The sequence below is a fragment of the Streptomyces sp. NPDC046859 genome, assembly GCF_040645135.1.
In the GTDB taxonomy this organism is placed as follows: domain Bacteria; phylum Actinomycetota; class Actinomycetes; order Streptomycetales; family Streptomycetaceae; genus Streptomyces.
Map to the genome: position 1 here is coordinate 66,770 of NZ_JBEYXR010000015.1, position 23,126 is coordinate 89,895.

At 74.0% G+C, this 23,126-nt stretch carries 14 protein-coding genes; 9 read left to right on the forward strand and 5 right to left on the reverse strand.

Features of this window, described 5'->3' with window-relative positions; translation table 11 throughout:
* The first annotated feature begins 322 nt into the window (after positions 1–322).
* The 4 genes from lnt (at position 323) to ABZ899_RS22540 (ending at position 5,377) form a co-directional block, all read left to right on the forward strand.
* Positions 323–1,933, forward strand: a complete 1,611-nt coding sequence (gene lnt, locus ABZ899_RS22525) for an apolipoprotein N-acyltransferase (RefSeq protein WP_361348902.1) — start codon at positions 323–325, stop codon at positions 1,931–1,933.
* 72 nt (positions 1,934–2,005) lie between these two features.
* Positions 2,006–2,485: an NUDIX domain-containing protein gene (locus ABZ899_RS22530; protein ID WP_361348905.1), complete on the forward strand. Its 480-nt coding sequence runs from the start codon at positions 2,006–2,008 to the stop codon at positions 2,483–2,485.
* A gap of 55 nt (positions 2,486–2,540) precedes the next feature.
* Positions 2,541–3,350 (forward strand): 3-hydroxybutyrate dehydrogenase, encoded by an 810-nt coding sequence (locus tag ABZ899_RS22535; RefSeq protein ID WP_361348908.1) that lies wholly within the window; start codon positions 2,541–2,543, stop codon positions 3,348–3,350.
* Between the two features lie 89 nt (positions 3,351–3,439).
* On the forward strand, positions 3,440–5,377 hold the full coding sequence (locus ABZ899_RS22540; protein WP_361349244.1) for a GAF domain-containing protein: 1,938 nt from the start codon (positions 3,440–3,442) through the stop codon (positions 5,375–5,377).
* A gap of 57 nt (positions 5,378–5,434) precedes the next feature.
* Here the strand turns inward: ABZ899_RS22540 and ABZ899_RS22545 are convergent, their stop codons facing one another.
* Positions 5,435–6,829 (reverse strand): MFS transporter, encoded by a 1,395-nt coding sequence (locus ABZ899_RS22545; protein WP_361348911.1) that lies wholly within the window; start codon positions 6,827–6,829, stop codon positions 5,435–5,437.
* Positions 6,830–7,186: 357 nt separating this feature from the next.
* Between ABZ899_RS22545 and uppS the strand changes: the two genes are divergently transcribed.
* Positions 7,187–8,953, forward strand: coding sequence for a polyprenyl diphosphate synthase (gene uppS, locus ABZ899_RS22550; protein WP_361348914.1), 1,767 nt, complete (start codon positions 7,187–7,189; stop codon positions 8,951–8,953).
* A 13-nt stretch (positions 8,954–8,966) separates the two neighbouring features.
* Here the strand turns inward: uppS and ABZ899_RS22555 are convergent, their stop codons facing one another.
* Positions 8,967–9,776, reverse strand: coding sequence for a thioesterase family protein (locus ABZ899_RS22555; protein ID WP_361348917.1), 810 nt, complete (start codon positions 9,774–9,776; stop codon positions 8,967–8,969).
* 369 nt (positions 9,777–10,145) lie between these two features.
* On the opposite strand from ABZ899_RS22555, the gene ABZ899_RS22560 reads away from it, so the two are divergent.
* Positions 10,146–11,774 (forward strand): sigma-70 family RNA polymerase sigma factor, encoded by a 1,629-nt coding sequence (locus ABZ899_RS22560; RefSeq protein ID WP_361348920.1) that lies wholly within the window; start codon positions 10,146–10,148, stop codon positions 11,772–11,774.
* Positions 11,775–11,808: 34 nt separating this feature from the next.
* Here ABZ899_RS22560 and ABZ899_RS22565 read toward each other — a convergent pair whose 3' ends face one another.
* Positions 11,809–14,238 (reverse strand): SpoIIE family protein phosphatase, encoded by a 2,430-nt coding sequence (locus ABZ899_RS22565; RefSeq protein ID WP_361348923.1) that lies wholly within the window; start codon positions 14,236–14,238, stop codon positions 11,809–11,811.
* A gap of 173 nt (positions 14,239–14,411) precedes the next feature.
* Entirely contained in the window at positions 14,412–16,487 is a 2,076-nt protein-coding gene (locus ABZ899_RS22570; RefSeq protein ID WP_361348925.1) for a SpoIIE family protein phosphatase, read from the reverse strand.
* A gap of 185 nt (positions 16,488–16,672) precedes the next feature.
* Here ABZ899_RS22570 and ABZ899_RS22575 point away from each other — a divergent pair, with 185 nt between their 5' ends.
* Positions 16,673–20,047 carry a pyruvate carboxylase gene (locus ABZ899_RS22575; protein ID WP_361348928.1) on the forward strand — a complete coding sequence of 1,125 codons (3,375 nt, stop codon included), beginning with the start codon at positions 16,673–16,675 and terminating at the stop codon, positions 20,045–20,047.
* Between the two features lie 61 nt (positions 20,048–20,108).
* Here the strand turns inward: ABZ899_RS22575 and ABZ899_RS22580 are convergent, their stop codons facing one another.
* Positions 20,109–20,369 (reverse strand): EF-hand domain-containing protein, encoded by a 261-nt coding sequence (locus tag ABZ899_RS22580; RefSeq protein WP_361348931.1) that lies wholly within the window; start codon positions 20,367–20,369, stop codon positions 20,109–20,111.
* Positions 20,370–20,593: 224 nt separating this feature from the next.
* Here ABZ899_RS22580 and ABZ899_RS22585 point away from each other — a divergent pair, with 224 nt between their 5' ends.
* Positions 20,594–22,036 (forward strand): hypothetical protein, encoded by a 1,443-nt coding sequence (locus ABZ899_RS22585; protein WP_361348934.1) that lies wholly within the window; start codon positions 20,594–20,596, stop codon positions 22,034–22,036.
* A gap of 1 nt (position 22,037) precedes the next feature.
* Positions 22,038–23,126, forward strand: coding sequence for a hydrogenase expression protein HypE (locus ABZ899_RS22590; protein ID WP_361348937.1), 1,089 nt, complete (start codon positions 22,038–22,040; stop codon positions 23,124–23,126).

Sequence of the window (23,126 nt, forward strand, 5' to 3'; positions counted from 1 at the left end):
CCCGTCGCGTCAGAAACGTTTCGTCTGTCGCTCTCGTCGTCCGGCCCCGCCCCGGACGTCCTTCCCGTGGAACCCACCCCGCCCCCCGAACCCGGTCCCCCGACCTGTGACGGACCCCGTCCCACCGGACCTGAACCGGATGCGACCGGGGCTGCGGCATACCGTAACGGCATGGGGGCGGTTTGTGGACGCCTCGTGCACAGGCCGTCCGGCGACGGGCCACGGAGAGGGCCCGGCGGCGGTGGGGCGCGCCGGGCCGGGAGGCCGCCCGCCGTCCCGGCCGAGCTGTCGGCCGCGCGCCGGGCCGCCGTACACTCCCCGAGTGACCGTCACCGCAACCTCCGTGGACGAGTCGGACCAGCTCAAGCCGCCGATCGCGCCCCCGCCGCGCGCGGCACGGCTCATGCGTGTGGTTCCGGCCCTCACCGCGGCGCTCTCCGGAGTGCTGCTCTACGTCAGTTTCCCGCCCCGCACCCTCTGGTGGCTGGCCCTGCCCGCCTTCGCCGGCCTCGGCTGGGTGCTGCGCGGCCGTGGCTGGAAGGCGGGACTCGGCCTGGGCTACCTGTTCGGCCTCGGCTTCCTGCTGCCGTTGCTGGTGTGGACCGGTGTGGAGGTGGGCCCCGGGCCCTGGCTGGCGCTCGTGGCCATCGAGGCGGTCTTCGTGGCGCTGGTGGGCGCCGGGATCGCCGCGGTGTCGAAGCTCCCGGGTTCGCCGCTCTGGGCGGCGGCCCTGTGGGTCGCCGGAGAGGCGGCCCGCGCGCGGGCGCCGTTCAACGGCTTCCCCTGGGGCAAGATCGCGTTCGGCCAGGCCGACGGCGTCTTCCTGCCGCTGGCCGCCGTGGGCGGCACCCCGGTGCTCGGTTTCGCCGTCGTCCTGTGCGGCTTCGGCCTGTACGAGGTCGTGCGGCTCGCCGTCGACCACCGCCGCACCCGGACGGTGCGGCGGTCCGCCGCGGCCGTCGCCCTGCTGAGCGTGGCCGTGCCCGTGGCGGGCGCCCTGGCCGCACGGCCCCTGGTCAGCGACACGGCGCAGGACGGGACCGCGACCGTCGCGGTCATCCAGGGCAACGTGCCCCGCGCCGGCCTCGACTTCAACGCCCAGCGCCGGGCCGTCCTCGACCACCACGCACGGGAGACCGAGCGCCTGGCGGCCGAGGTGACGGCCGGCAAGGTCCCCCGCCCCGACTTCGTGCTGTGGCCGGAGAACTCCTCCGACATCGACCCGTTCGCCAACGCCGACGCCCGCGCCGTCATCGACACGGCCGCCAAGGCGATCGGCGTGCCCGTCTCGGTCGGCGGCGTCGTCGAGCGGGACGGCAAGCTGCTCAACGAGCAGATCCTGTGGGACCCGGAGAAGGGGCCCGTGGACACCTACGACAAGCGGCAGATCCAGCCCTTCGGCGAGTACCTGCCGCTGCGCTCGCTCGTCGGGGCCATCAACGAGGACTGGACCTCGATGGTCCGCAAGGACTTCAGCCGGGGCAGCGAACCGGGCGTGTTCACCATGGCCGGCACCCGGGTCGGCCTCGTCACCTGCTACGAGGCCGCGTTCGACTGGGCGGTGCGCTCCGAGGTCGAGGACGGCGCGCGGATCATCTCCGTGCCGAGCAACAACGCCACCTTCGACCGCAGCGAGATGACCTACCAGCAGCTCGCCATGTCCCGGGTGCGCGCCGTCGAGCACAGCCGGACCGTCACCGTCCCGGTGACCAGCGGCGTCAGCGCGATCATCATGCCGGACGGGACGATCACCCAGCGGACCGGCATGTTCGTCGCCGACTCCCTCGTCCAGAAGGTGCCGCTGCGCTCCACCGAGACCCCCGCCACCCGGCTCGGCGTCCTGCCGGAGATCGCCCTGGTGCTGGTCGCCGCGGGCGGACTGGGGTGGGCGATCGGCTCGGGCATCCGCACCCGCCGCGCCCGCACCGCCTGACCGGGCTCTCCTCGCGTCCCGCCCCCGCTCCCGGCGCCCCGGGGCCGGGGGCGGCGCCGTTAGGGTCGGGGCATGGCTACTCCTGACTTCATCCGGACGATCCGCGCCGCCGCCAGCCATCAGCTGCTGTGGCTCCCCGGCGTCAGCGCCGTCGTCTTCGACGACGAGGGACGGGTCCTGCTCGGGCAGCGGGCCGACAACCAGCAGTGGACGGTGATCAACGGCATCCCTGAACCGGGCGAGCAGCCCGCGGCCGCCGCCGTGCGCGAGGTCCACGAGGAGACGGGCGTCCGGTGCGTCGCCGAACGGGTCGTCCTGGTCAGGTCCGGCCAGGAGGTCACCTACCCCAACGGGGACATGTGCCAGTTCATGGACATCACCTTCCGCTGCCGCGCGCTCGGTGGGGAGGCACGGGTGAACGACGACGAGTCCCTGGAGGTGGGCTGGTTCGAGGTGGACGCCCTGCCCCGGATGAAGGAGAGCCAGCTGTTCCGGATCAAGCAAGCCCTGGCCGACGAACCCACGTGGTTCGAACCTATGGATTCGGACTGAAGTATGGGCCGCGGCCATATGTGGCCGGGGGAGGGGGCTGCCTAGGGTCGAGCCCATGACCCCGCCCAGCATCCCTCCCGCCCACGGCTCGACCCCGTCCTCCCCGCTCGACCTCGGCGGGCGCACCGCCCTGGTCACCGGTGCCGCCGGCGGCATCGGGCGCGCCTGCGCGCTCCGGCTCGCGGCCGCGGGGGCCAAGGTCAGAGCGGTCGACCGGGACGCGGCCGGTCTGGAGTCGCTCGCCGAACGCGCCCAGGACCTCGGGGGCGCCGTCGAGCCCCACGTCCTCGACCTCACCGACCTCGACGCCGCCGAGCAGGCCGCCGCCGGCACCGACGTCCTGGTGAACAACGCGGGGCTCCAACTGGTGCGCCCGCTCGAGGAGTTCCCGCCTGACACCTTCCACACCGTGCTCACCGTGATGCTGGAGGCGCCGTTCCGGCTCATCCGTGGAGCCCTGCCCCATATGTACGGGCAGGGCTGGGGCCGGATCGTGAATGTGTCCTCCGTCCATGGGCTGCGCGCCTCGGCGTTCAAGTCGGCCTATGTGGCCGCCAAACACGGGCTGGAGGGCCTGTCCAAGGTCGCCGCCCTGGAGGGCGCCGCCCACGGAGTGACCTCGAACTGTGTGAACCCCGCCTATGTGCGCACCCCCCTGGTCGAGAAGCAGCTCGCCGACCAGGCCAGGGCGCACGGCATCCCCGAGGAGCGGGTGCTGGCCGAGGTGATGCTCCAGGACAGCGCGGTCAAGCGGCTCATCGAGCCGGAGGAGGTCGCCGAGGCGGTGGCGTACCTGTGCACCCCGCAGGCGTCCTTCGTCACCGGGACCTCGCTCGTGCTCGACGGCGGCTGGACCGCGCACTGAGCCGTGGCACGGCGACGCCCCGGACCGGCGGCATCCGGAGTTGTCCACAGGGCTGACGAGGTGGCGGTGCGATGAGCAATCCTGTCGGCATGTCCCGCGATCACGTGCAGCCCACCGGGCGTTCCGCCGGAGCGCCCCCGACCGGCGCCGAGACGCCGTATCTCGAACTGCTGGCCAGGGGCGCGTCCGCCGACGCCTACGAGCAGCCGGTGCTGCTCGCCCGAGCCGAGGGCCGGCCCACCGAGCAGATCGTCGCCCTCGAACAGGCCAAGCTGCTCGCGCTGCGCGTGCGCTCCGAGCTGGAGGGCCGGCGCAGACGCGAGGCCGAGCTGTCGGCCCTCTTCGAGACGGCCCACGACCTGGCGGGCCTGCGGGACCTCGACGCCGTCCTCCAGGCCATCGTGCAGCGCGCGCGGTCCCTCCTCGGCACGGACGTCGCCTACCTCAGCCTCAACGACCCGGCCAGGGGCGACACCTACATGCGGGTGACCGAGGGTTCGGTCGCGGCCCGCTTCCAGCAGTTGCGGCTCGGCATGGGGGAGGGCCTCGGCGGACTCGTCGCCCAGACCGCCCGCCCCTACGTCACCGACGACTACTTCAAGGACGCGCGGTTCCAGCACACCCTGGCCATCGACGCCGGGGTCCGCGACGAGGGACTGGTCGCCATCCTCGGCGTGCCGCTGACACTGGGCCACCATGTCATCGGCGTCCTCTTCGCCGCCGACCGGCGCGCCCGGGTCTTCGAACGGGAGCAGATCGCGCTGCTCGGCTCCTTCGCCGCGCTCGCCGCGGCCGCCATCGACACGGCGAACCTGCTCTCCGAGACCCGCTCGGCCCTCGCCGACCTGGAGCGGGCCAACGAGATCATCCGGGACCGCAGCGGAGTCATCGAGCGGGCCTCCGACGTACACGACCGGCTCGCGCAGCTCGTGCTGCACGGCGGCGGGGTGCACGACGTGGCGGCCGCCGTCTCCGAAGTGCTCGACGGCACCGTCCAGTTCACCGAGGCCACCGCGGTCCCGGCCGGCGCCCTGGAGGCGTCCCGCGCCGAGGGCCACGCCGTCCGGTACGGCGACGACTGGATCGCGGCCGTGGTGGCCGGCGGCGAACTGCTCGGCGCCCTCGTCCTGCGCGGCCAGCCCGGTCTCGACCCCGTCGACCAGAGCACCCTGGAGCGGGCGGCGACCGTCACCTCCCTGCTGCTCCTCGCCCGGCGCTCCGCCGCCGAGGCCGAGCAGCGCGTCCGGGGCGAACTGCTCGACGACCTGCTCGACGCCCGCGACCGCGACCCGCGCCTGCTGCGCGAGCGCGCCGCCCGGCTGCACGCCGACCTCGACGCCCGGCACGTCGTCCTCGCAGCCCGCCTCGACGCCGTCGCGGCCGACGCCGAACAGGAGGCGGACGCCCGCCGGCGCCTGTGGTCCGCCGCCTCCCACCTCGCCGCGACCCGGCACGGCCTGGCCGCCGCCCGCGACGGCGGCACGGTGCTGCTGCTCCCCCTCGCCGAGCATGACACCGCCACCGCGCTGGCCCGCCGCACCTCCCGCCACCTGGGCACAGCCGTCCACGAGGCGGTCACGGTCGGCGCCTCGGCCCCGGTCGAGGACCTGGCCGCCCACCCGGACGCCGTGGCCGCCGCCTACGAGGAGGGCCGCCGCTGCCTGGAGGCCCTGCGGCTGCTCGGCCGCCCCGGGGACGGCGCCGCCGCCGAGGACTTCGGGTTCCTCGGACTGCTCCTGGCCGGCGACCGGGACGTCGCGGGCTTCGTCGACCGCACGATCGGCCCGGTCGTCGCCTACGACGAACGCCGCGGCACCGATCTGCTGCGCACCCTCGGCGCCTACTTCGCCTGCGGGATGAGCCCGGCCCGCACCAAGGACGACCTGCACGTCCACGTGAACACCGTCGCCCAGCGCCTCGAGCGCGTCGGCCGCCTCCTCGGCGACGACTGGCAGAGCCCGGCCCGCGCCCTGGAGATCCAGCTGGCGCTGCGGCTGCAGCGCCTCTCCGGACCCGCACAGCGCTGACCCCCGTACCCCCGGAGTGCGGGGTACGGGGGCCGGCCTGTCAGCGCGTCGACCGGGTCAGACGAGGGGCGCTCCGGCCGCCGGGGCCTCGGCGGGCACCTCGCCGTCCGCGGACTCGACGTCGGTGAGGTCCCGGTCGCGGGTCTCCTTCGCCACGGCGACGGCGACCACCGTCAGCAGGGCCGCCGCGATGACGTACAGGGCGATCGGGGTGGAGCTTCCGTAGTCCTTCAGCAGCGCGGTGGCGATCAACGGAGCGGGCGCGCCCGCCGCGACCGAGGCGAACTGGGCGCCGATGGAGGCACCGGAGTAGCGCATCCGGGTCGCGAACATCTCCGAGAAGAACGCGGCCTGCGGCGCGTACATGGCGCCGTGCAGCACCAGGCCCACGGTCACCGCGAGGAGCAGGTTGCCGAAGCCGCCGGTGTCGATGAGGGAGAAGAACGGGAACATCCACAGGCCCACCCCCACCGCGCCGATCAGATAGACGGGACGCCGGCCGACCCGGTCGGACAGCGCGCCCCAGGCCGGGATGACGGCGAAGTGGATCGCGGAGGCGATCAGCACCGCGTTCAGCGCGGTCTGCTTGGACACGCCGGCCGACGTCGTGGCGTACACGAGGATGAACGCGGTGATGACGTAGTAGCTGATGTTCTCCGCCATGCGCGCGCCCATCGCCACCAGCACGTCCCTCCAGTGATGGCGCATCACGGCGACCAGCGGCATCTTCTCCGCGGTGGCGGTCGGGGAGCTCTTGCGGGCCTCGGCCTGCGCCATGGCCTGCTTGAACACCGGGGATTCATCGACAGAGAGACGAATCCACAAACCGACCATCACCAGTACACCGGAGAGCAGGAAGGGCACCCGCCAGCCCCAGCTGCCGAAGGCGCTCTCCGACAGCACCGCCGTCAGCAGCGAGAGCACACCGGTCGCCAGCAACTGCCCGGCCGGCGCCCCGGTCTGCGGCCACGACGCCCAGAAGCCGCGCCGGCGGGCGTCCCCGTGCTCGGACACCAGCAGCACCGCACCGCCCCACTCACCGCCCAGCGCGAAGCCCTGCACCAGGCGCAGCGCCGTCAGCAGCACCGGAGCCACGCTGCCCACGCTGGCGTGTGTCGGCAGCAGGCCGATCGCGAAGGTCGCCCCGCCCATCATCAGCAGGCTCAGCACCAGCAGCTTCTTGCGGCCCAGCCGGTCGCCGTAGTGCCCGAAGACCAGGGCGCCCAGGGGCCGGGCGGCGAAGCCCACGGCGTAGGTGAGGAAGGACAGGAGGGTGCCCACCAGGGGGTCCTGCTCGGGGAAGAACAGCTTGTTGAAGACGAGGGCGGCGGCGGAGCCGTAGAGGAAGAAGTCGTACCACTCGATCGTGGTGCCGATGAGGCTGGCGGCGACGATGCGCTTCAGATTGCCGGGGCTTGTGGGCTGCGGTGGAGCGGATGCTGCGGAGGCCATGTGCGCCACTTCCTCGTGTGCGGTGGGGACGGGTACGTGTCGGCACACCGTAGGAACACGCAGGTCGGGCGCACATGTGGTGGGGCAACACAGTTCCGGGTGCTGTTATCCGTCGGACCACCATGCGCGGGTGGGGCAGTGGGGGCGCGGCGAGCACCCCGGTCCGCGCGGCACAGGCGCGGGCCGCCCCGCCCGTCCGCGTCGGCCCTCGACAACTCGCGCCCGCACGCGGCCCGTTGGCCGGCGGAAAAACCTCGGCGTGCCGCTCTCGTTGTGATCTGCGTGTTCTTCACCTTCTCAGGCCGGCGGCGTCACGCCCCGCCCGCGGCCCACCGCTCGACCAGATCCGTAGCGGCGGTGATCGGTGACGACCCGGCGCTGCGGTCGGCGTACCGGCTGTGCCGCGACCGCACCCGGCGCGAGGACCCGGCGGAGTACGCGCTCATCCAGCTCGTGCCCGCCGTGCTGCGCCCCGCCTGCTGGGCCCTGTGGGCCGCCGCCAACGCCATCGACGACCTCGCCGACGACCGCACGGCGGCGGCGGGCGAGCGGGCGGCGCAGGTGCGGAGGTGGATCGAGGCCCTGGAGCGCGAGCTCACGACCGGGACCAGCCCCGACCCCGTCCGCCGTGCCCTGGTGGACACCGCGGCCCGCTGGCGCCTGGACCTGACCGGACTGCACGACGCCATGACCGAGGTCGCGGTCGACGCGCACGGCCGCCGCTTCACCGACTGGAGCGGCTGGCGCGCCTGGGGGCGGGGCAATCTGCTGCCCTGGTTCGAGCAGGTCCGTGACCTCTTCGACCGGGCCGGCGTACCCGTCGCCCTGCGCCTGGACACCCAGGAGTCCTACGAGCGGTTCCTCGACGGGATGCGCCTCACCGACATCCTCACCGACCTGTCCGCCGACCTCCCCCAGGGCGACCTCCTGCTGCCCGCCGAAGCCCTCGACCGCTGCCCGGGAGCCGAGGAGGACCTGGCGGGCCTGCGCTGGACCCCCGCCGTCGCCGACCTGGTCGCCCACCTCACGGAGCTCGGCCGCCGGTGGGTGGCCCAGCCCGCGCTCACCCGCGGGATGCACCCCGGCCCCGCGACCGTCGTCGCCACCATGGCCGACCTGCTGCTCGCCCAGCTCGACGCCGTCGACGCCGCCGGCCCCGCCCTGCTGCGCGCCCGGCCCCGGCCCGCGCTGCTCACCACCGCCCGCCTGCTGGCCCCCGCCCGGGCACGCGCGGCCCTCGCCTGGTCCCTGACCCCGGTGCAGGCGCCGCCCGCACGCCGTACCGAGCCGCGTCTCCCGTCGGCCCCTCCCCGTTCCCCGCGCCGCCCGGCCTTCCGCAGCCCGCCACCCCACCCCAGCGGGGAGCGGCCCCCGCGGATCCCGGCCGACCGGATGCCGGCGCACGTGGCCGTGATCATGGACGGCAACGGCCGCTGGGCGCAGCGGCACGGCCTGCCCCGGCACGAGGGCCACCGCGCCGGCGCCGCCGCCGTGCGCGAAATCGTCCACGGCGCCCTGGAGATCGGCCTGCGGCATCTGACGCTGTACGCCTTCTCCACCGAGAACTGGAAACGCGACCCCGAGGAGACCGGCGCGATCCTCGACCTCCTGCGCCAGGAGACGCGCGCGTACCCCTTCGAGGACCTCGACGTCCGGATGCGCTGGCACGGCCGCGCCGACAGCCTCCCGCGGGACCTGGTCGACCTGCTCGACCTGCGCGAGCGCAGCACACGCGACCGCACCGGACTGACGGTGACGACCTGCGTCAACTACGGCGGCCGTGACGAGATCGCCCGGACCGCCGCCGCCCTCGCCCGGCAGGTGCGCAACGGCCTGCTCGACCCGGACCTGATCGGTGAGAAGGACTTCGCCGAGCATCTGCCCCGGCCGGACATGCCGGACGTCGACCTGCTGTGGCGCACCGGCAACGAGCAGCGCACCTCGAACTTCCTGCCCTGGCAGGCGGCCTACGCCGAACTCCACTTCACGCCGGACCACTGGCCCGACGTCGACCGGCGCGACCTGTGGCGGGCCATCACCGAGTACACGCGCCGCCAGCGCCGGCACGGCGCCGCCGGTCCCGCCCCCCGCGCACCGGCCACCGCCGCCGGCGAAGGCGCCTGAGGCACGGAGGGACTCACGCCCCGGGCTGGGGGCGGACCGTGAGGATCTGCTGCGCCGTGCCGACGGGGCCGTCGACGTCGTGGAGGACGGTGCTGGTCAGCCCCTGCCCGGAGGGGCCGAAGGAGACCGTGGTGTCCAGCCCGGTCCAGCGGCCGCGCGGCTGCCGGTGCAGATGGACGGTCAGATCGACGTTGGGGAACATCCACTCGGTCGGAGGCCGCAGAACGGCTATGCCGTTGGCGGTGTCGACCAGCGCGAGATACGAGGCGACCGGGCTGACGGGCACCCCGGCCACCAGGCCCAGCGGTGTGGACACCCAGGCCGTCGTCCGGCCCGCCCGGGGCGGTGCGACGGGACGGACGTCCAGGGAGGCGATGTAGCCGCCGGACCACAGCTCGGACATCGGCCACCGCTCCAGCGCGTCGGGCGGGGTGAGGCGTTCGGCCGTGCCGCCCGCGGCCTCGGAGGTGTCCAGGGCCATGAGGTACCAGGCGCGGGCCCGCAGCACCGGGCGGCCGGCGATCCGCACGACCGCTTCGAGCAGTTCGATGGTGCGCCCGGGACGGACCGTCTCCACCTCGATCTCGCACTCGTCCACGGCGAGCCGGCCCAGGATGTCGTAGCTGATGCGGGCGAGCACGAGACCGTCGTCCGGTGACGCCGCGCGATGCCGGTCGAGGGCGTGCACGACGAGCCCGCCCAGCGGGCTGAAGTGCTGCTCGTCGCGGTGCCAGGCGCCGCCCACGTGTGGTGTCGGCTTGTAGCGGCGGTCGTCGATGGCTTCGAAGTAGCTGTCGGACGTCACGGCGGGTCTTCTCCCCATGGTGCGAGGGGCCGCCGGGCCCGGGCCCGGCAGGCGGTGTGGCGTCAGGGTAGTTCGCGGCCGCCCCGCGCAGCTCCGGTGGGGTGCACATATCGGAACTCGCGCTTCCGACCGGCCTATTCGGAAGATTCCGTGACGTTCCCGAGTACTTCGTACCCGGTGTGATGTTCCCCATTGCGCGTCCGGGCGGCGCTCGTGAGGCTCTCGGGCAGTGCGCGGCCTGAACCGTCCGACACCTTCCGGTCCCCACTGGGCCCCCGTCCGGAGAACGGTCCGGCGAATCGTCCGAAGAACCGTTATCCGAGGCCCGCCGAGCGATCTCCCAGGTAGCGGACACCACCGTCCGGCGTCGAGGACAGGGAAGTATTGATGAGTACAGAGCGCACGAGGGAACTGACGGCCCTGGTCACCGCTGCCCGCGACGGCGACGCGGAGGCGCAGGACGCCCTGGTCGGCGCGTACCTCCCGCTGGTCTACAACGTCGTGGGAAGGGCTCTGAACGGTTCCGTCGACGTCGACGACGTCGTGCAGGAGACCATGCTGCGCGCCCTCGACGCGCTCGACGGGCTGCGCACGCCCGAGAGCTTCCGCTCCTGGCTGGTGGCGATCGCGATGAACCAGGTGCGCACCCACTGGCACGCCCGGCAGGCCGCCCCCGGCGGGGTGGAGGAGGCGAGGGAACTCGCCGACCCGGGCGCCGACTTCGTGGATCTGACCATGGTGCGGCTCCAGTTGTCCGGGCAGCGCCGGGAGACGGCTCGCGCCACGCGCTGGCTGGAGCCCGACGACCGGGGCCTGCTGTCGCTGTGGTGGCTGGAGTGCGCCGGTGAGCTGACCCGCGCCGAGGTGGCGCAGGCACTGGAGCTGTCGCCGCAGCACACGGCGGTACGGGTGCAGCGGATGAAGGCGCAGCTGGAGGCCGCCCGGGTGGTGGTGCGCGCGCTCGACTCGCGCCCCCGCTGCGAGGAACTGCACGGCCTGCTCGGGTCCTGGGACGGCCACCCTTCTGCGCTGTGGCGCAAGCGAATAGCCCGGCATGCCCGGGGATGTGCCCGTTGCTCCGGACTGTGGAGCGGGCTGATGCCCGCCGAAGGACTCCTCGCCGGACTGGCGTTGGTGGCCGCGGCACCCGCGCTGCTGGACCGTGTCCGGTCGGCCGCGGACCTGGCACCGGCCGGCTCCGCCTCCGCGCTCGCCTCCACCGGACACGGCGGGCACCGGGCCGCCGGCAGCCGGGCCGTCTCCCGCGGTGAGGCCCGCCGGCGCCGCCGCAACCGACGCCGCGCCGTCGGAGGTGCCGTCGTGGCGGTCTGCGTGGCGGGCGGCGGCTTCTGGTACTTCGACTCCGCCCCCGGCGCCGGGCGGGACGAACCGGCCTCCGCGCGCGGCGCCGGCGCCGCCGTGCCGGACGAATTCGCCGAGCCCAGCCCGGTCGGCACCGCGGAGTCCGCGCCGGCGTCGGCCTCGCCGTCCCCGTCGGCGTCCGCCTCGCCCACCAAGAAGGCCACCGCCTCGCCGTCCGCCAAGAAGACGGAGAAGGCCCCGCCGACCACCCAGGCACCCACCCGGGCGTCCCGCAAGGCGGCCACCGCCCCCCGGACGCAGGAAGCCCCGTCCGGCACCGTCGCCCAGGTCGTCGCCCTGGTGAACAAGGAGCGGGCCGCCGCCGGGTGCGGTCCCGTCGCCGAGGACTCCCTGCTCGACAAGTCGGCGCGGGGCCACTCCGACGACATGGCCGCCCGCGGCTTCTTCGACCACACCAACCCCGACGGTGCCGACCCCGGGCAGCGCATCACCGCCGCCGGCTACCGCTGGTCGACGTACGGCGAGAACATCGCGATGGGGCAGCAGACCCCCGAGGCCGTGATGGAGTCCTGGATGAACAGCCCCGGCCACCGGGCCAACATCCTCAACTGCTCGTTCAAGGACATCGGCGTCGGCGTCCACGAGGGCCCCGGCGGCCCGTGGTGGACCCAGAACTTCGGCGCCAAGCTCTGAACAGCCCGGGACGGCGTACGAAGATCGGCGCCGGTCACAGGCTCAGGGGCTGCTCGGTCCAGATCGTCTTGCGGTTGCGGCCGTAGCGGGTGCCCCACCGCTCCGCCAGCTGGGCCACCAGGAACAGGCCGCGTCCGCCCTCGTCGGTGCTGCTGGCCTGGCGCAGATGGGGCGAGGTGCTGCTGGAGTCGGAGACCTCGCAGATCAGGCGCCCGTCCCGGATCAGCCGCAGCTGCACGGGACCGCCGGCGTACCGGTAGGCGTTGGTGACCAGTTCGCTCACGATGAGTTCGGTGGTGAAGGCCAGCTCCTCGTCGAGGCCCCACCGGGCCAGCTGGTCCTGCACCAACGTCCGGGCGTCGCCGGCGGCCGTCGGCTCGGCCGGCAGCTCCCAGGTGGCCACGTTCCCCGCCGGCAGGACGCGGGTGCGGCCCAGCAGCAGCGTGATGTCGTCGTCGGGGCGGCCGGGAATCATGGCGTCCTCCACCGCCTTGCTGGTGCTCTCCAGCGACGGTGCCGCACCGGCCAGCGTGGTCCGCAGCAACGACATGCCCTCGTCGATGTCACGGTCGCCCGCCAGCAGCAGGCCGTCGCTGCAGAGAGCGATCAGGCTGCCCTCCGCCAGTTCGCACTCGGCGCTCTCGAACGGCAGTCCCCCCAGGCCGAGCGGCGGTCCGGCGGGCACGTCGACGTCCCGTACCTTTCCGTCCGGGTCCAGCACCGTCGGCGGCGGATGCCCGGCACGAGCCATGACGCAGAGCCGGGTGACCGGATCGTAGATGGCGTACAGGCAGGTGGCACCCACGAGTTGGGGGGCGCCGGCGTCCGCCTGCCGCTGCTCGGTGGCGAGGTGGTCCACCAGATCATCCAGCCGGGACAGCACTTCGTCGGGCGCCAGGTCGAGGTGGGCCAGGGTGTGCACGGCGGCCCGCAGCCGCCCCATCGTGGCCGAGGCGTGCATGCCGTGCCCGACCACGTCGCCCACCACCAGGGCGACGCGCAGCCCCGACAGCGGGATCACGTCGAACCAGTCACCGCCCACCCCGGTGGACGCCCGCGCCGGAAGATAGCGGTGCGCGGTCTCGACGGCCGGCTGCTCCGGCACCTCGCCCGGCAGCAGACTGCGCTGCAGGGCCTCGGCGGCCTGGTGCTGCTGGGTGTAGCGGCGGGCGTTGTCGATGCAGACGGCGGCCCGGGCCGCGAACTCCTCCGCCAAGGTCAGGTCGTCCGCCTCGAAGGGTTCCGGCCGCTGCGAACGCCACAGGCAGACCACGCCGAGCACCACACCACGGGCGGCCAGCGGAACCACGATCAGCGAGTGGACACCGGCCTCCAGCGCCTGCCGGGCCCGTTCCGGTTCGGCGGCGGTCCAGCCCGAACCCGTCTTCAGGACGGGGAACAGCACGGGCCGCCGCTCGGCCAGGCAGCGGTGGGGCGCGGTGTCCGGCGGGAAGAAGAACAGATGGCCCTCGGGGTACATCACCCGCACCCCCTCGGGCCGGACCGAGCGGGCCGCCGTCCGGCGCAGCGGGCCCATGCTGTCCGGGTCCGGTTCCTCGCCGCGCGTCACCGGTTCCAGCAGGTCCACCGAGAGGGCGTCGGCGAGCTCCGGCACGGCCGCCTCGGCGAGTTCGCGCGTGGTGCGGGCCACGTCCAGGGTGCTGCCGATCCGGGTGCCGGCCTGGTTGAGCAGAGCCAGCCGCCGGCGGGCCCGGTGGCGGTCGGTGACGTCCTCGACGATCTCGGTGACGCCCAGCACCCGTCCGGACGGGTCCTGCATCCGGAAGGCGGAGACGGAGATCACGATCTCCTTGTGGGGTTCGCCGAGCAGCCGGCAGCGGTGCTCCGCGAAGATCAGGGGCCGGCCCGTGTCCAGGACGGTCTGGAGCTTGCCCTCCACCCAGTCCGCGACCGGACCGAGCAGGAACTCGCCGGCCCGGCGCCCCCGGTAGGCGCCGGCCGGCAGCCCGCCGAACCGGGCGATGGCCTGGTTCACCCGCAGCACGCGCAGGTCCGGCCCGAGCACCACCACCCCGATCGGGGAGCGCAGGAAGAAGCCGTCCAGCACCGCGCGGTCGATCTCCCACTGGGCGATCTCATGGGCGAGGGAGCCGACCAGCAGCCACTCCTCCCCGCCGCCCAGCCGCTGCACCCGCCGGGCCCGGAACCCCACGTGCAACCGGCGTCCCGAGCGGTGCAGCACCGGCAGCAGCCCGAACCAGCCGTGCTCCCGCAGACAGGAGCGGGCGGCCTCGGCGACGACACGCTCGTCACCGGCGTCGACCAGGAACTCGTGCACGGACCGGCCCAGCGCCTCGTCCGCCCGGTACCCCAGCAGCCCGGTCGCCTGCTCGCTCCAGGCGACCACCCGCCCCCGCCGGTCCAGCACGGCCGCCGCGGACCGGAGCACCGAGAAAGGGTCCTCCGGACTCTCGCTGACCGACGTAGGGGATGTGTCGTGCATCGCCCACCCATCCCGCGCCGCGCGCGGGGACCCGGGGGCCCGCGCGCGGGCGCTGCTGCCGTTCCGAACGCCTGGCCTTGCGGCGTTCCCTCCCAGTATCGGCCGAGTACCCGCCCCGTGCTTGATCACGGCGGCCGGGCCGCCTCGGTCGGGTGACGGCCGGCCGTGCCGTCTCACCTGGGCAGGGCCCGCGCCAGGAGCACGGCCACGTCGTCGTCGGCCGGGCCGGGCACGAGGTCCGCCAGGAGGTCGTCGCAGATCCGCTCCAGCGGGCGGCCGGGGTCGCGCACCGCCCGCGCCAGCCGGCACATGCCCTGCTCCAGGTCGGAGCCCCGTGCCTCGATCAGCCCGTCGGTGTACGACAGCAGGAGGCTGTGCGGCTCCAGACGCAGGTGCTGCACCCGCCCGTCCTGCCGGCCCAGACCCAGCGGCGGGCCCGCCGGGCCGTCCAGGAAGGCGACCGCGCCCCGCCGGTCGGCCACCAGGGGCGGCGGGTGCCCCGCGCGGACGACCAGGCAGTGCCCGGATACCGCGTCGTGCACGGCGTACAGACAGGTGGCCATCTCGTTCTCCCCGAGATCGGCCACGACGGCGTCCAGGTACCGCAGCACCTGGTCGGGGGTGGTGTCGCGGCGCGCCAGGGTCCGTACGGCGGTGCGCAGCTGTCCCATGACGGCCGCCGCGTGGATGCCGTGCCCCATCACGTCACCGATCACCAGCGCGGTCCGCCCGCCCGGCAGGGCGATCGCGTCGAACCAGTCCCCGCCGACCTCGTGCTCGCCGGCCGGCAGATAGCGCCCGGTGAGCTCCAGCCCGCGGACGTCCGGCAGACAGGGGTCCATGAGGCTGCGCTGCAGGGTGAGCGCGGCGTCCCGCTCCCGGCTGTACATACGGGCGTTGTCGATGTTCAGCGCCGCCCGCGCGACCAGCTCGTCGATCAGCAGCGTGTCCTGGTGGTCGAACGGCTCGCGGTCCCTCGTCCGCGTCACCACCACCGCGCCCAGCACCGTCCCCCGGGCCACCAGCGGCACCAGCCGCGCCGAGCCGACCCTCGCGTGCAGGTACGCGCGCAGCGGCTTCGCCTCGGGGGCGGGGATCAGCTGCCCGATGTCGGCGAGGTGCAGGTTCATGGCCCGGCCGGCGTCGATGACCTGCTCGTACACCGACCCGCGCGGGACCTGCAGGGTCATGCCGACCGCGAGCTGGTCCGCCGGTGCCCGCGAGTCGGTGAAGGACGCCGCCACCCGGCGGACCACGCCGTGCGCGGACGCGGCGGTCTCGTCCGGCGCCACCGCCTCCTCCAGCAGCTGGACGTCCGCGGAGTCGGCCAGCCGGGGCACCAGCACCCGGACGACCTCCTCGGCCGTCTGCCGCAGATCCAGGGTCGAGCCCATCTGCGCGCCCGCCTCCGCGAGCAGCGCGAGCCGCCGCCGGGCCCGCTCGGCCTCCAGGTGGGCGCGCTGCTCGCGGGTCACGTCGATCAGCGAGGCGATCACCCCGACCCGCCGGCCGGCCGCGCCGAGCAGGGGCGCGTAGGAGCACGACCAGGTCCGCCGCCCTGCCGGGTCCGCGCCGGACCAGGTGTGCCGGTGGTCCACCACGGCCTCGCCCCGCTCCAGGACCCCCCGCATCACCGTCTCCAGGGCGGCCGTGCCGGGCGCGACGTCCGTGACACTCCGGCCGACGTGGTCGGCCGCCGGGACGCCGTCCATCCGGGCCAGCGCCTCGTTGACCCGCAGGAACCGCAGATCGGGACCGAGCATCGCGAGCCCGACGGGGGACTGCTCGAAGAGCCCCTCCAGCGCCGCCAGCGCGTCGCGCATCCCCTTCACGGCGGAGGTGTCCGCCACGACGGCCAGCACCCCGGTGCCGCCCCGGGCGTCCGGGATCGGGCAGTTCCACATCTCCACGTCGACGAGGGTGCCGTCGCGGTGGCGCAGGGGCAGCCGCGCCACCACCGCCGCGCCGGTCCGCACCGAGCCGGCCAGCCGGTCCGCGAGCCGCTGGTTCTCCTCGGGGACGAAGGCGAGCGTGGCGTCCCGCCCCAGCATCTGCTCCGGCGTGTACCCGAGCAGGTCCTGCGCGGCCGGCGACCACTGCACGAGGAGCCCGGCGCCGTCGGCGACCCACAGCGCCAGCGGGAGCAGGTCCTCGAAGACACCCGCGTGGCCCGCCGCGGACGTGAGCGGACCCGTCGTGTCGCCGATCGCGCCGTGCGTCGGCACACCGTGGTCAATCGCGCCGGCCATGAGGCACCTCGCTCACACCTCCCGCGACGACAGGAGGCCCAGGAACAGCGTAGGCCCGTCCGGTCGCCCACGTACGCGCGCGCAGCGCCCGGCGCCGGGCCGACTGTCAGTGGCCCGGCTCACATAGCGTGGAAACGATCGCCCCGACACCATGGGGGCTCAGTCTCCGGCCGAAGGGATCAAGAATGTTCCGCAAGGTGCTGGTCGCCAACCGCGGGGAGATCGCGATTCGCGCGTTCCGCGCGGGCTACGAGCTGGGCGCGCGCACCGTCGCCGTCTTCCCGCACGAGGACCGCAACTCCCTGCACCGGCTGAAGGCCGACGAGGCGTACGAGATAGGGGAGCCCGGGCACCCGGTCCGCGCCTACCTCTCCGTCGAGGAGATCGTCCGCGCCGCGCGCCGTGCCGGAGCGGACGCCGTCTACCCGGGGTACGGCTTCCTGTCCGAGAACCCCGACCTGGCGCGGGCCTGCGAGGAGGCGGGCATCACCTTCGTCGGCCCCAGCGCGGACATCCTGGAGCTGACCGGCAACAAGGCCCGCGCGGTCGCCGCGGCCCGCGAGGCCGGCGTCCCCGTGCTCGGCTCGTCGGCGCCCTCCACCGACGTCGACGAACTCGTCCGTGCCGCCGACGACGTCGGGTTCCCCGTCTTCGTCAAGGCGGTCGCCGGCGGCGGCGGGCGCGGCATGCGCCGGGTCGAGGAGCCCGCCCAGCTGCGCGAGGCCATCGAGGCGGCGTCCCGCGAGGCGGCGTCGGCGTTCGGCGACTCCACCGTCTTCCTGGAGAAGGCCGTCGTCGAGCCCCGCCACATCGAGGTGCAGATCCTCGCCGACGGGCAGGGCGGCGTCATTCACCTGTACGAGCGGGACTGCTCCGTGCAGCGCCGCCACCAGAAGGTCATCGAGCTGGCCCCCGCGCCCAACCTCGACCCCGAGCTGCGCGACCGCATCTGCGCCGACGCCGTCCGCTTCGCCCGGCAGATCGGCTACCGCAACGCGGGCACCGTGGAGTTCCTGCTCGACCGGGACGGCAACCACGTCTTCATCGAGATGAACCCGCGCATCCAGGTCGAGCACACGGTGACCGAGGAGGTCACCGACGTCGACCTGGTGCAGTCGCAGCTGCGGATCGCCGCCGGCGAGACCCTGGCCGACCTCGGTCTCGCCCAGGAGACCGTCACCCTGCGCGGCGCCGCCCTGCAGTGCCGGATCACCACCGAGGACCCCGCCAACGGGTTCCGCCCGGACACCGGCCGCATCAGCGCCTACCGCTCACCGGGCGGCTCCGGCATCCGGCTCGACGGCGGAACCACCCACGCCGGTACGGAGATCAGCGCCCACTTCGACTCCCTGCTGGTCAAACTGACCTGCCGGGGCCGGGACTTCAACGCCGCGGTGGGCCGCGCCCGGCGCGCGGTGGCCGAGTTCCGCATCCGCGGCGTGGCCACCAACATCCCCTTCCTGCAGGCGGTCCTCGACGACCCCGACTTCCAGGCCGGCCGGGTCACCACGTCGTTCATCGAGCAGCGCCCGCACCTGCTCACCGCCCGCCACTCCGCCGACCGCGGCACGAAGCTGCTCACCTATCTCGCCGACGTCACGGTCAACAAGCCGCACGGCGAACGCCCCGACCTGCTCGACCCGCTGACCAAGGTGCCCCCGCTCCCGGCCGGCGACCCGGCGCCCGGCTCCCGGCAGCGGCTCGCCGAACTCGGCCCCGAGGGATTCGCGCACTGGCTGCGGTCCTCGCCGACCATCGGGATCACCGACACCACCTTCCGTGACGCGCACCAGTCGCTGCTTGCCACCCGGGTGCGCACCAAGGACATGCTCGCCGTGGCCCCGGTGGTGGCCCGCACCCTGCCCGAGCTGCTGTCCCTGGAGTGCTGGGGCGGCGCGACCTACGACGTGGCGCTGCGCTTCCTCGCCGAGGACCCGTGGGAGCGGCTGGCGGCCCTGCGGGAGGCCGTGCCGAACATCTGCCTGCAGATGCTGCTGCGCGGCCGCAACACCGTCGGCTACACGCCGTACCCCACTGAGGTGACCGACGCGTTCGTGCAGGAGGCGGCGGCCACCGGCATCGACATCTTCCGCATCTTCGACGCCCTCAACGACGTCTCCCAGATGCGCCCGGCCATCGAGGCCGTACGGGAGACCGGCACGGCCGTGGCCGAGGTGGCGCTGTGCTACACCTCCGACCTGTCCGACCCGTCCGAGCGCCTGTACACCCTGGACTACTACCTGCGCCTCGCCGAGCAGATCGTCGAGGCGGGCGCGCACGTCCTGGCCGTCAAGGACATGGCGGGACTCCTGCGGGCGCCGGCCGCGGCGAAGCTGGTGTCGGCGCTGCGCCGCGAGTTCGAGCTGCCGGTGCACCTGCACACCCATGACACCGCGGGCGGTCAGCTCGCCACCTACCTCGCCGCGATCCAGGCGGGCGCCGACGCGGTCGACGGGGCCGTGGCGTCCATGGCGGGCACCACCTCACAGCCGTCGCTGTCGGCGATCGTCGCCGCCACCGACCACTCCGAGCGGCCCACCGGGCTCGACCTCCAGGCGGTCGGCGACCTGGAGCCGTACTGGGAGAGCGTCCGCAAGGTCTACGCCCCCTTCGAGGCCGGGCTCGCCTCGCCGACCGGCCGGGTCTACCACCATGAGATCCCCGGCGGGCAGCTCTCCAACCTGCGCACCCAGGCCGTCGCACTCGGCCTCGGCGACCGCTTCGAGGAGATCGAGGCGATGTACGCCGCCGCGGACCGGATGCTGGGCCGGCTCGTCAAGGTCACCCCCTCCTCGAAGGTGGTCGGCGACCTCGCGCTGCACCTGGTGGGCGCGGGGGTGTCCCCGGCCGACTTCGAGGCGACGCCCGACCGCTTCGACATCCCGGACTCCGTCATCGGCTTCCTGCGCGGCGAGCTGGGCACCCCGCCCGGCGGCTGGCCCGAGCCGTTCCGGACCAAGGCGCTCCAGGGCCGCGCCGAGGCGAAGCCGATCGCGGAGCTGGGCGCCGACGACCGCGAGGGCCTGGCCAAGGACCGGCGCGCCACGCTGAACCGGCTGCTGTTCCCCGGCCCGACGCGCGAGTTCGAGACGCACCGCGACTCCTACGGCGACACCAGCGTCCTGGACAGCAAGGACTTCTTCTACGGACTGCGTCCGGGCAAGGAGTACGCCGTCGACCTGGAGCGCGGGGTGCGGCTGCTCATCGAGCTGCAGGCCGTCGGCGACGCCGACGAGCGCGGTATGCGCACCGTGATGTCGACCCTGAACGGCCAGCTGCGGCCCATCCAGGTCCGCGACCGGGCCGCGGCCTCGGACGTCCCGGTGACGGAGAAGGCCGACCGGTCGAACCCCGGCCATGTGGCGGCGCCCTTCGCGGGCGTGGTCACCCTCACGGTCAGCGAGGGCGACGAGGTGGAGGCCGGCGCCAAGGTCGCCACCATCGAGGCCATGAAGATGGAGGCGTCGATCACCGCGGCGAAGTCCGGCCGGGTGGCCCGGCTCGCCATCGGGAGGATCCAGCAGGTGGAGGGCGGCGACCTGCTCGTCGAACTCGCCTGAGCCGTACCGCCGTACGACCGAGCGCCCCGCGCGGGGAGTCATCCCGCGCGGGGCGCCGCCGTCACCGGTCCCGCCAGCCGAACCGGCGGTCGACCACCGCCGCGAACTCCTCCAGCGTCACCACCTGGTCGCCGTTCAGGTCGGCGGCGTCGAACAGCGCGGACGAGTCGTCGTCGTCCCCGAGACCCCAGGGCGGCAGATCCCCCGAGGCGGCCAGCGACGGGCCCTTGGACCGCAGCGCGACGATGACCTCCGCGCGGGTCAGGGTCCCGCTGTCGTCGAGGTCGAGGGCTTCGAACAGCCGCCGTGCCTTCTCGCTCATCGTGCGCGACCTCCTGTCGCGGGGAGCCGGACGGTCCCTCGCGCGTAGGAAGACGTGTCGCCGCGCCCCGCGGTTGCTCCCGCCGTCCGCGGGCGGCGCCCCGGCCCGTGGGCCGCCTCCGTCACCGGAATGCGCCACCTGGCGTGAGCCGGAGGGGCGAGGTCGGGTGCGCGGTGCTTCCGTGGTGGAAGGGATCCGCGTGTACCCGCACCCGAGGAGGCAGGATGGCGGACGGACCGGCCGCGGGCGCCGCCACGGCGGCGGCGTCCGAGGGGGACTTCGAGCGGATCGGCGCCGTCGCCGACGCCGTGCTCTACGAGGGCTATCTGCTCTACCCCTACCGCCGGTCCTCCGCCAAGAACCGGGTCCGCTGGCAGTTCGGGGTGCTCTTCCCCCGTGACTGGGTGGAGTCCGACGGGCCCGTCGCCCCCACCGTGTCCGGCTCCGCCGACTCCTGGTACCAGCGCACCGAGTGCCTGCTGCGGACCCTTCGGCCCGGCGCCTCGGTGCACGTCCGGCTGCGGTTCCTGCAGATGCGGCGCAAGCAGGTCCAGGTGGCCGGCGCGGACGGCGGGCACCGCGACGTGCCGTCGCTGCGCGCCGCCGACGGAACCGTGCATCTGACGTTCGACGAGGCCGTGCCCCGCGAGGCCGCGCTCTCCCTGAGCCTCGACGAGCGGGTCGTCCAGGGGACCACGGTCCCCGTCGGGGCGTCCGGCGGCACGGACGTCGAACCGCTGCCCGCGGACGCCGGGCGCGTGGTGCGCGTCCGCGAGGAACTGCGCGGCAGCGTCACCGTCACCGCCGAGCGGATCGCCCCCGACCTGGTCCGGCTCCAGGTGCGCACCACCCACACCGGACTCGCCCCCGGCCCGCGGACCGCGCGAGACGAGGCCCTGCGCGGCGCGTTCATCGCCACCCACACGCTGATCGGCGGCGACGGCGTCGAGTTCGTCTCGCTGATCGACCCGCCCGCGGGCCTGCACGACAAGGCCCGCGCCTGCCGCAACGAGTTCACGTTCCCCGTCCTCGGCGGCGAACCCGGCAGCGCGCGCGTCGTGCTGTCGGCCCCGATCATCCTCCCCGACCACCCGCGGGTGGCGCCGGAGAGCCCGGGCGACCTGCACGACGCGGCGGAGATCGACGAGATCCTCACCCTGCGCACCATGCTGCTGACGGACGAGGAGAAGAGCGAGGCACGCGCCACCGACCCCAGGGCCGCGGCGATCCTCGACCGGGTCGACACCATGCCGCCGGAGGTCTTCGCCCGGCTGCACGGCGCCGTCCGCTCCCTCACCCCGGCCCGCCCTCCTGCCGCCCCGCCCGGCGAACGCCCGGCGTGGTGGCAGGAGGGCGGCGACGACGGACTGTCCCCGGCCACCGACACGGTGCTCGCCGACGGCGTGCCCCTCGGCGGCGGCAGCCGGGTCCGGCTGCGCCCGCGGGGACGCGGCGCGGACGCGCAGGACATGTTCCTGGCCGGACGGACGGCCGAAGTGGCCGCCGTCTTCCACGACGTGGACGGCAGCGTGCACCTGGCCGTCACCCTCGACGACGATCCCGCATCCGAACTGCACACCTGGTACGGCCGCTTCCGTTACTTCCGGCCCGACGAACTCGAGCCACTGGAGCCCGCGCCGTCCGACACCCCCGCGGTGGAGGCATGACATGACGAGGCACAGCAGCACCACCGAGGTCACGGGCGGAGCCGTGCGCGGCGACGACCGGCAGGGCTTCGACGAGATCACCATCCTGTGGATCTCCGAGGGCATGAGCTGCGACGGCGACACGGTCTCCCTGACCGCCGCCGACCAGCCGTCCATCGAGGACCTGGTGCTCGGTCTGATCCCCGGACTGCCGAAGGTCGACCTGGTCAACAAGGTGCTCTCGCCCAGTCTGGGCGGCGAGGACTTCCTGGCCCCCTACCGGGCGGCGGCCCGCGGCGACCTGGCTCCGTTCATCCTGGTCATCGAGGGGTCCATCCCCAACCAGAACATCATCGAGGGTGACGGCTACTGGACGTCGTTCGGCAACGACCCGGAGACCGGCGAGCCGCAGACGCTGAACTCATGGATCGACCAACTGGCGCCCCGGGCATGGGCGGTGGTCGCCGCCGGCACCTGCGCCACGTTCGGTGGCATCCACGCCATGGCCGGCAACCCGACCGGCTCCATGGGCCTCGCCGACTACCTGGGCTGGGACTACCGCTCGCAGGGCGGCCTTCCCGTGGTGAACGTGCCCGGCTGCCCCATCCAGCCGGAGAACTTCATGGAGACCTTGGTCTGGGTCCTGTACCACGCGGCCGGATCGGCGCCCCCGCCGCCGCTGGACCACATGCTGCGCCCGCAGTGGCTGTTCGGCAAGACCGTCCACGAGGGCTGCGACCGCGGCTCGTACTACGAGCAGGCGAGCTTCGCGAAGGACTACAACTCGCCCAAGTGCCTGGTGAGGGCGGGCTGCTGGGGTCCGGTCGTCAACTGCAACGTGCCCAAGCGGGGCTGGATGGCCGGCATCGGCGGCTGCCCGAACGTCGGCGGCATCTGCATCGGCTGCACGATGCCCGGCTTCCCGGACGCCTTCATGCCGTTCATGGACGAGCCGCCCGGCGGCACCCTGTCGTCGCTCGCCATCAAGCCGTACGGCGCCGTCATCCGCCGCCTGCGCGGGATGACCAACGAACTCGTCAACCACGAGCCCAGGTGGCGGCACAACAAGCGCAAGCTGACCAGCGGCTACGACCCGCACTGGCGGCCCTGA

What these genes read in the sequence shown, in the direction of transcription:
- ABZ899_RS22545 (WP_361348911.1), bottom strand. Translation starts at nt 6,829, where the DNA reads ATGGCCTCCGCAGCATCCGCTCCACCGCAGCCCACAAGCCCCGGCAAT.
- ABZ899_RS22560 (WP_361348920.1), top strand. Translation starts at nt 10,146, where the DNA reads ATGAGTACAGAGCGCACGAGGGAACTGACGGCCCTGGTCACCGCTGCC.
- ABZ899_RS22575 (WP_361348928.1), top strand. Translation starts at nt 16,673, where the DNA reads ATGTTCCGCAAGGTGCTGGTCGCCAACCGCGGGGAGATCGCGATTCGC.
- ABZ899_RS22535 (WP_361348908.1), top strand. Translation starts at nt 2,541, where the DNA reads ATGACCCCGCCCAGCATCCCTCCCGCCCACGGCTCGACCCCGTCCTCC.
- ABZ899_RS22565 (WP_361348923.1), bottom strand. Translation starts at nt 14,238, where the DNA reads ATGCACGACACATCCCCTACGTCGGTCAGCGAGAGTCCGGAGGACCCT.
- ABZ899_RS22580 (WP_361348931.1), bottom strand. Translation starts at nt 20,369, where the DNA reads ATGAGCGAGAAGGCACGGCGGCTGTTCGAAGCCCTCGACCTCGACGAC.
- ABZ899_RS22530 (WP_361348905.1), top strand. Translation starts at nt 2,006, where the DNA reads ATGGCTACTCCTGACTTCATCCGGACGATCCGCGCCGCCGCCAGCCAT.
- ABZ899_RS22590 (WP_361348937.1), top strand. Translation starts at nt 22,038, where the DNA reads ATGACGAGGCACAGCAGCACCACCGAGGTCACGGGCGGAGCCGTGCGC.
- ABZ899_RS22570 (WP_361348925.1), bottom strand. Translation starts at nt 16,487, where the DNA reads ATGGCCGGCGCGATTGACCACGGTGTGCCGACGCACGGCGCGATCGGC.
- ABZ899_RS22555 (WP_361348917.1), bottom strand. Translation starts at nt 9,776, where the DNA reads ATGGGGAGAAGACCCGCCGTGACGTCCGACAGCTACTTCGAAGCCATC.
- ABZ899_RS22585 (WP_361348934.1), top strand. Translation starts at nt 20,594, where the DNA reads ATGGCGGACGGACCGGCCGCGGGCGCCGCCACGGCGGCGGCGTCCGAG.
- ABZ899_RS22540 (WP_361349244.1), top strand. Translation starts at nt 3,440, where the DNA reads ATGTCCCGCGATCACGTGCAGCCCACCGGGCGTTCCGCCGGAGCGCCC.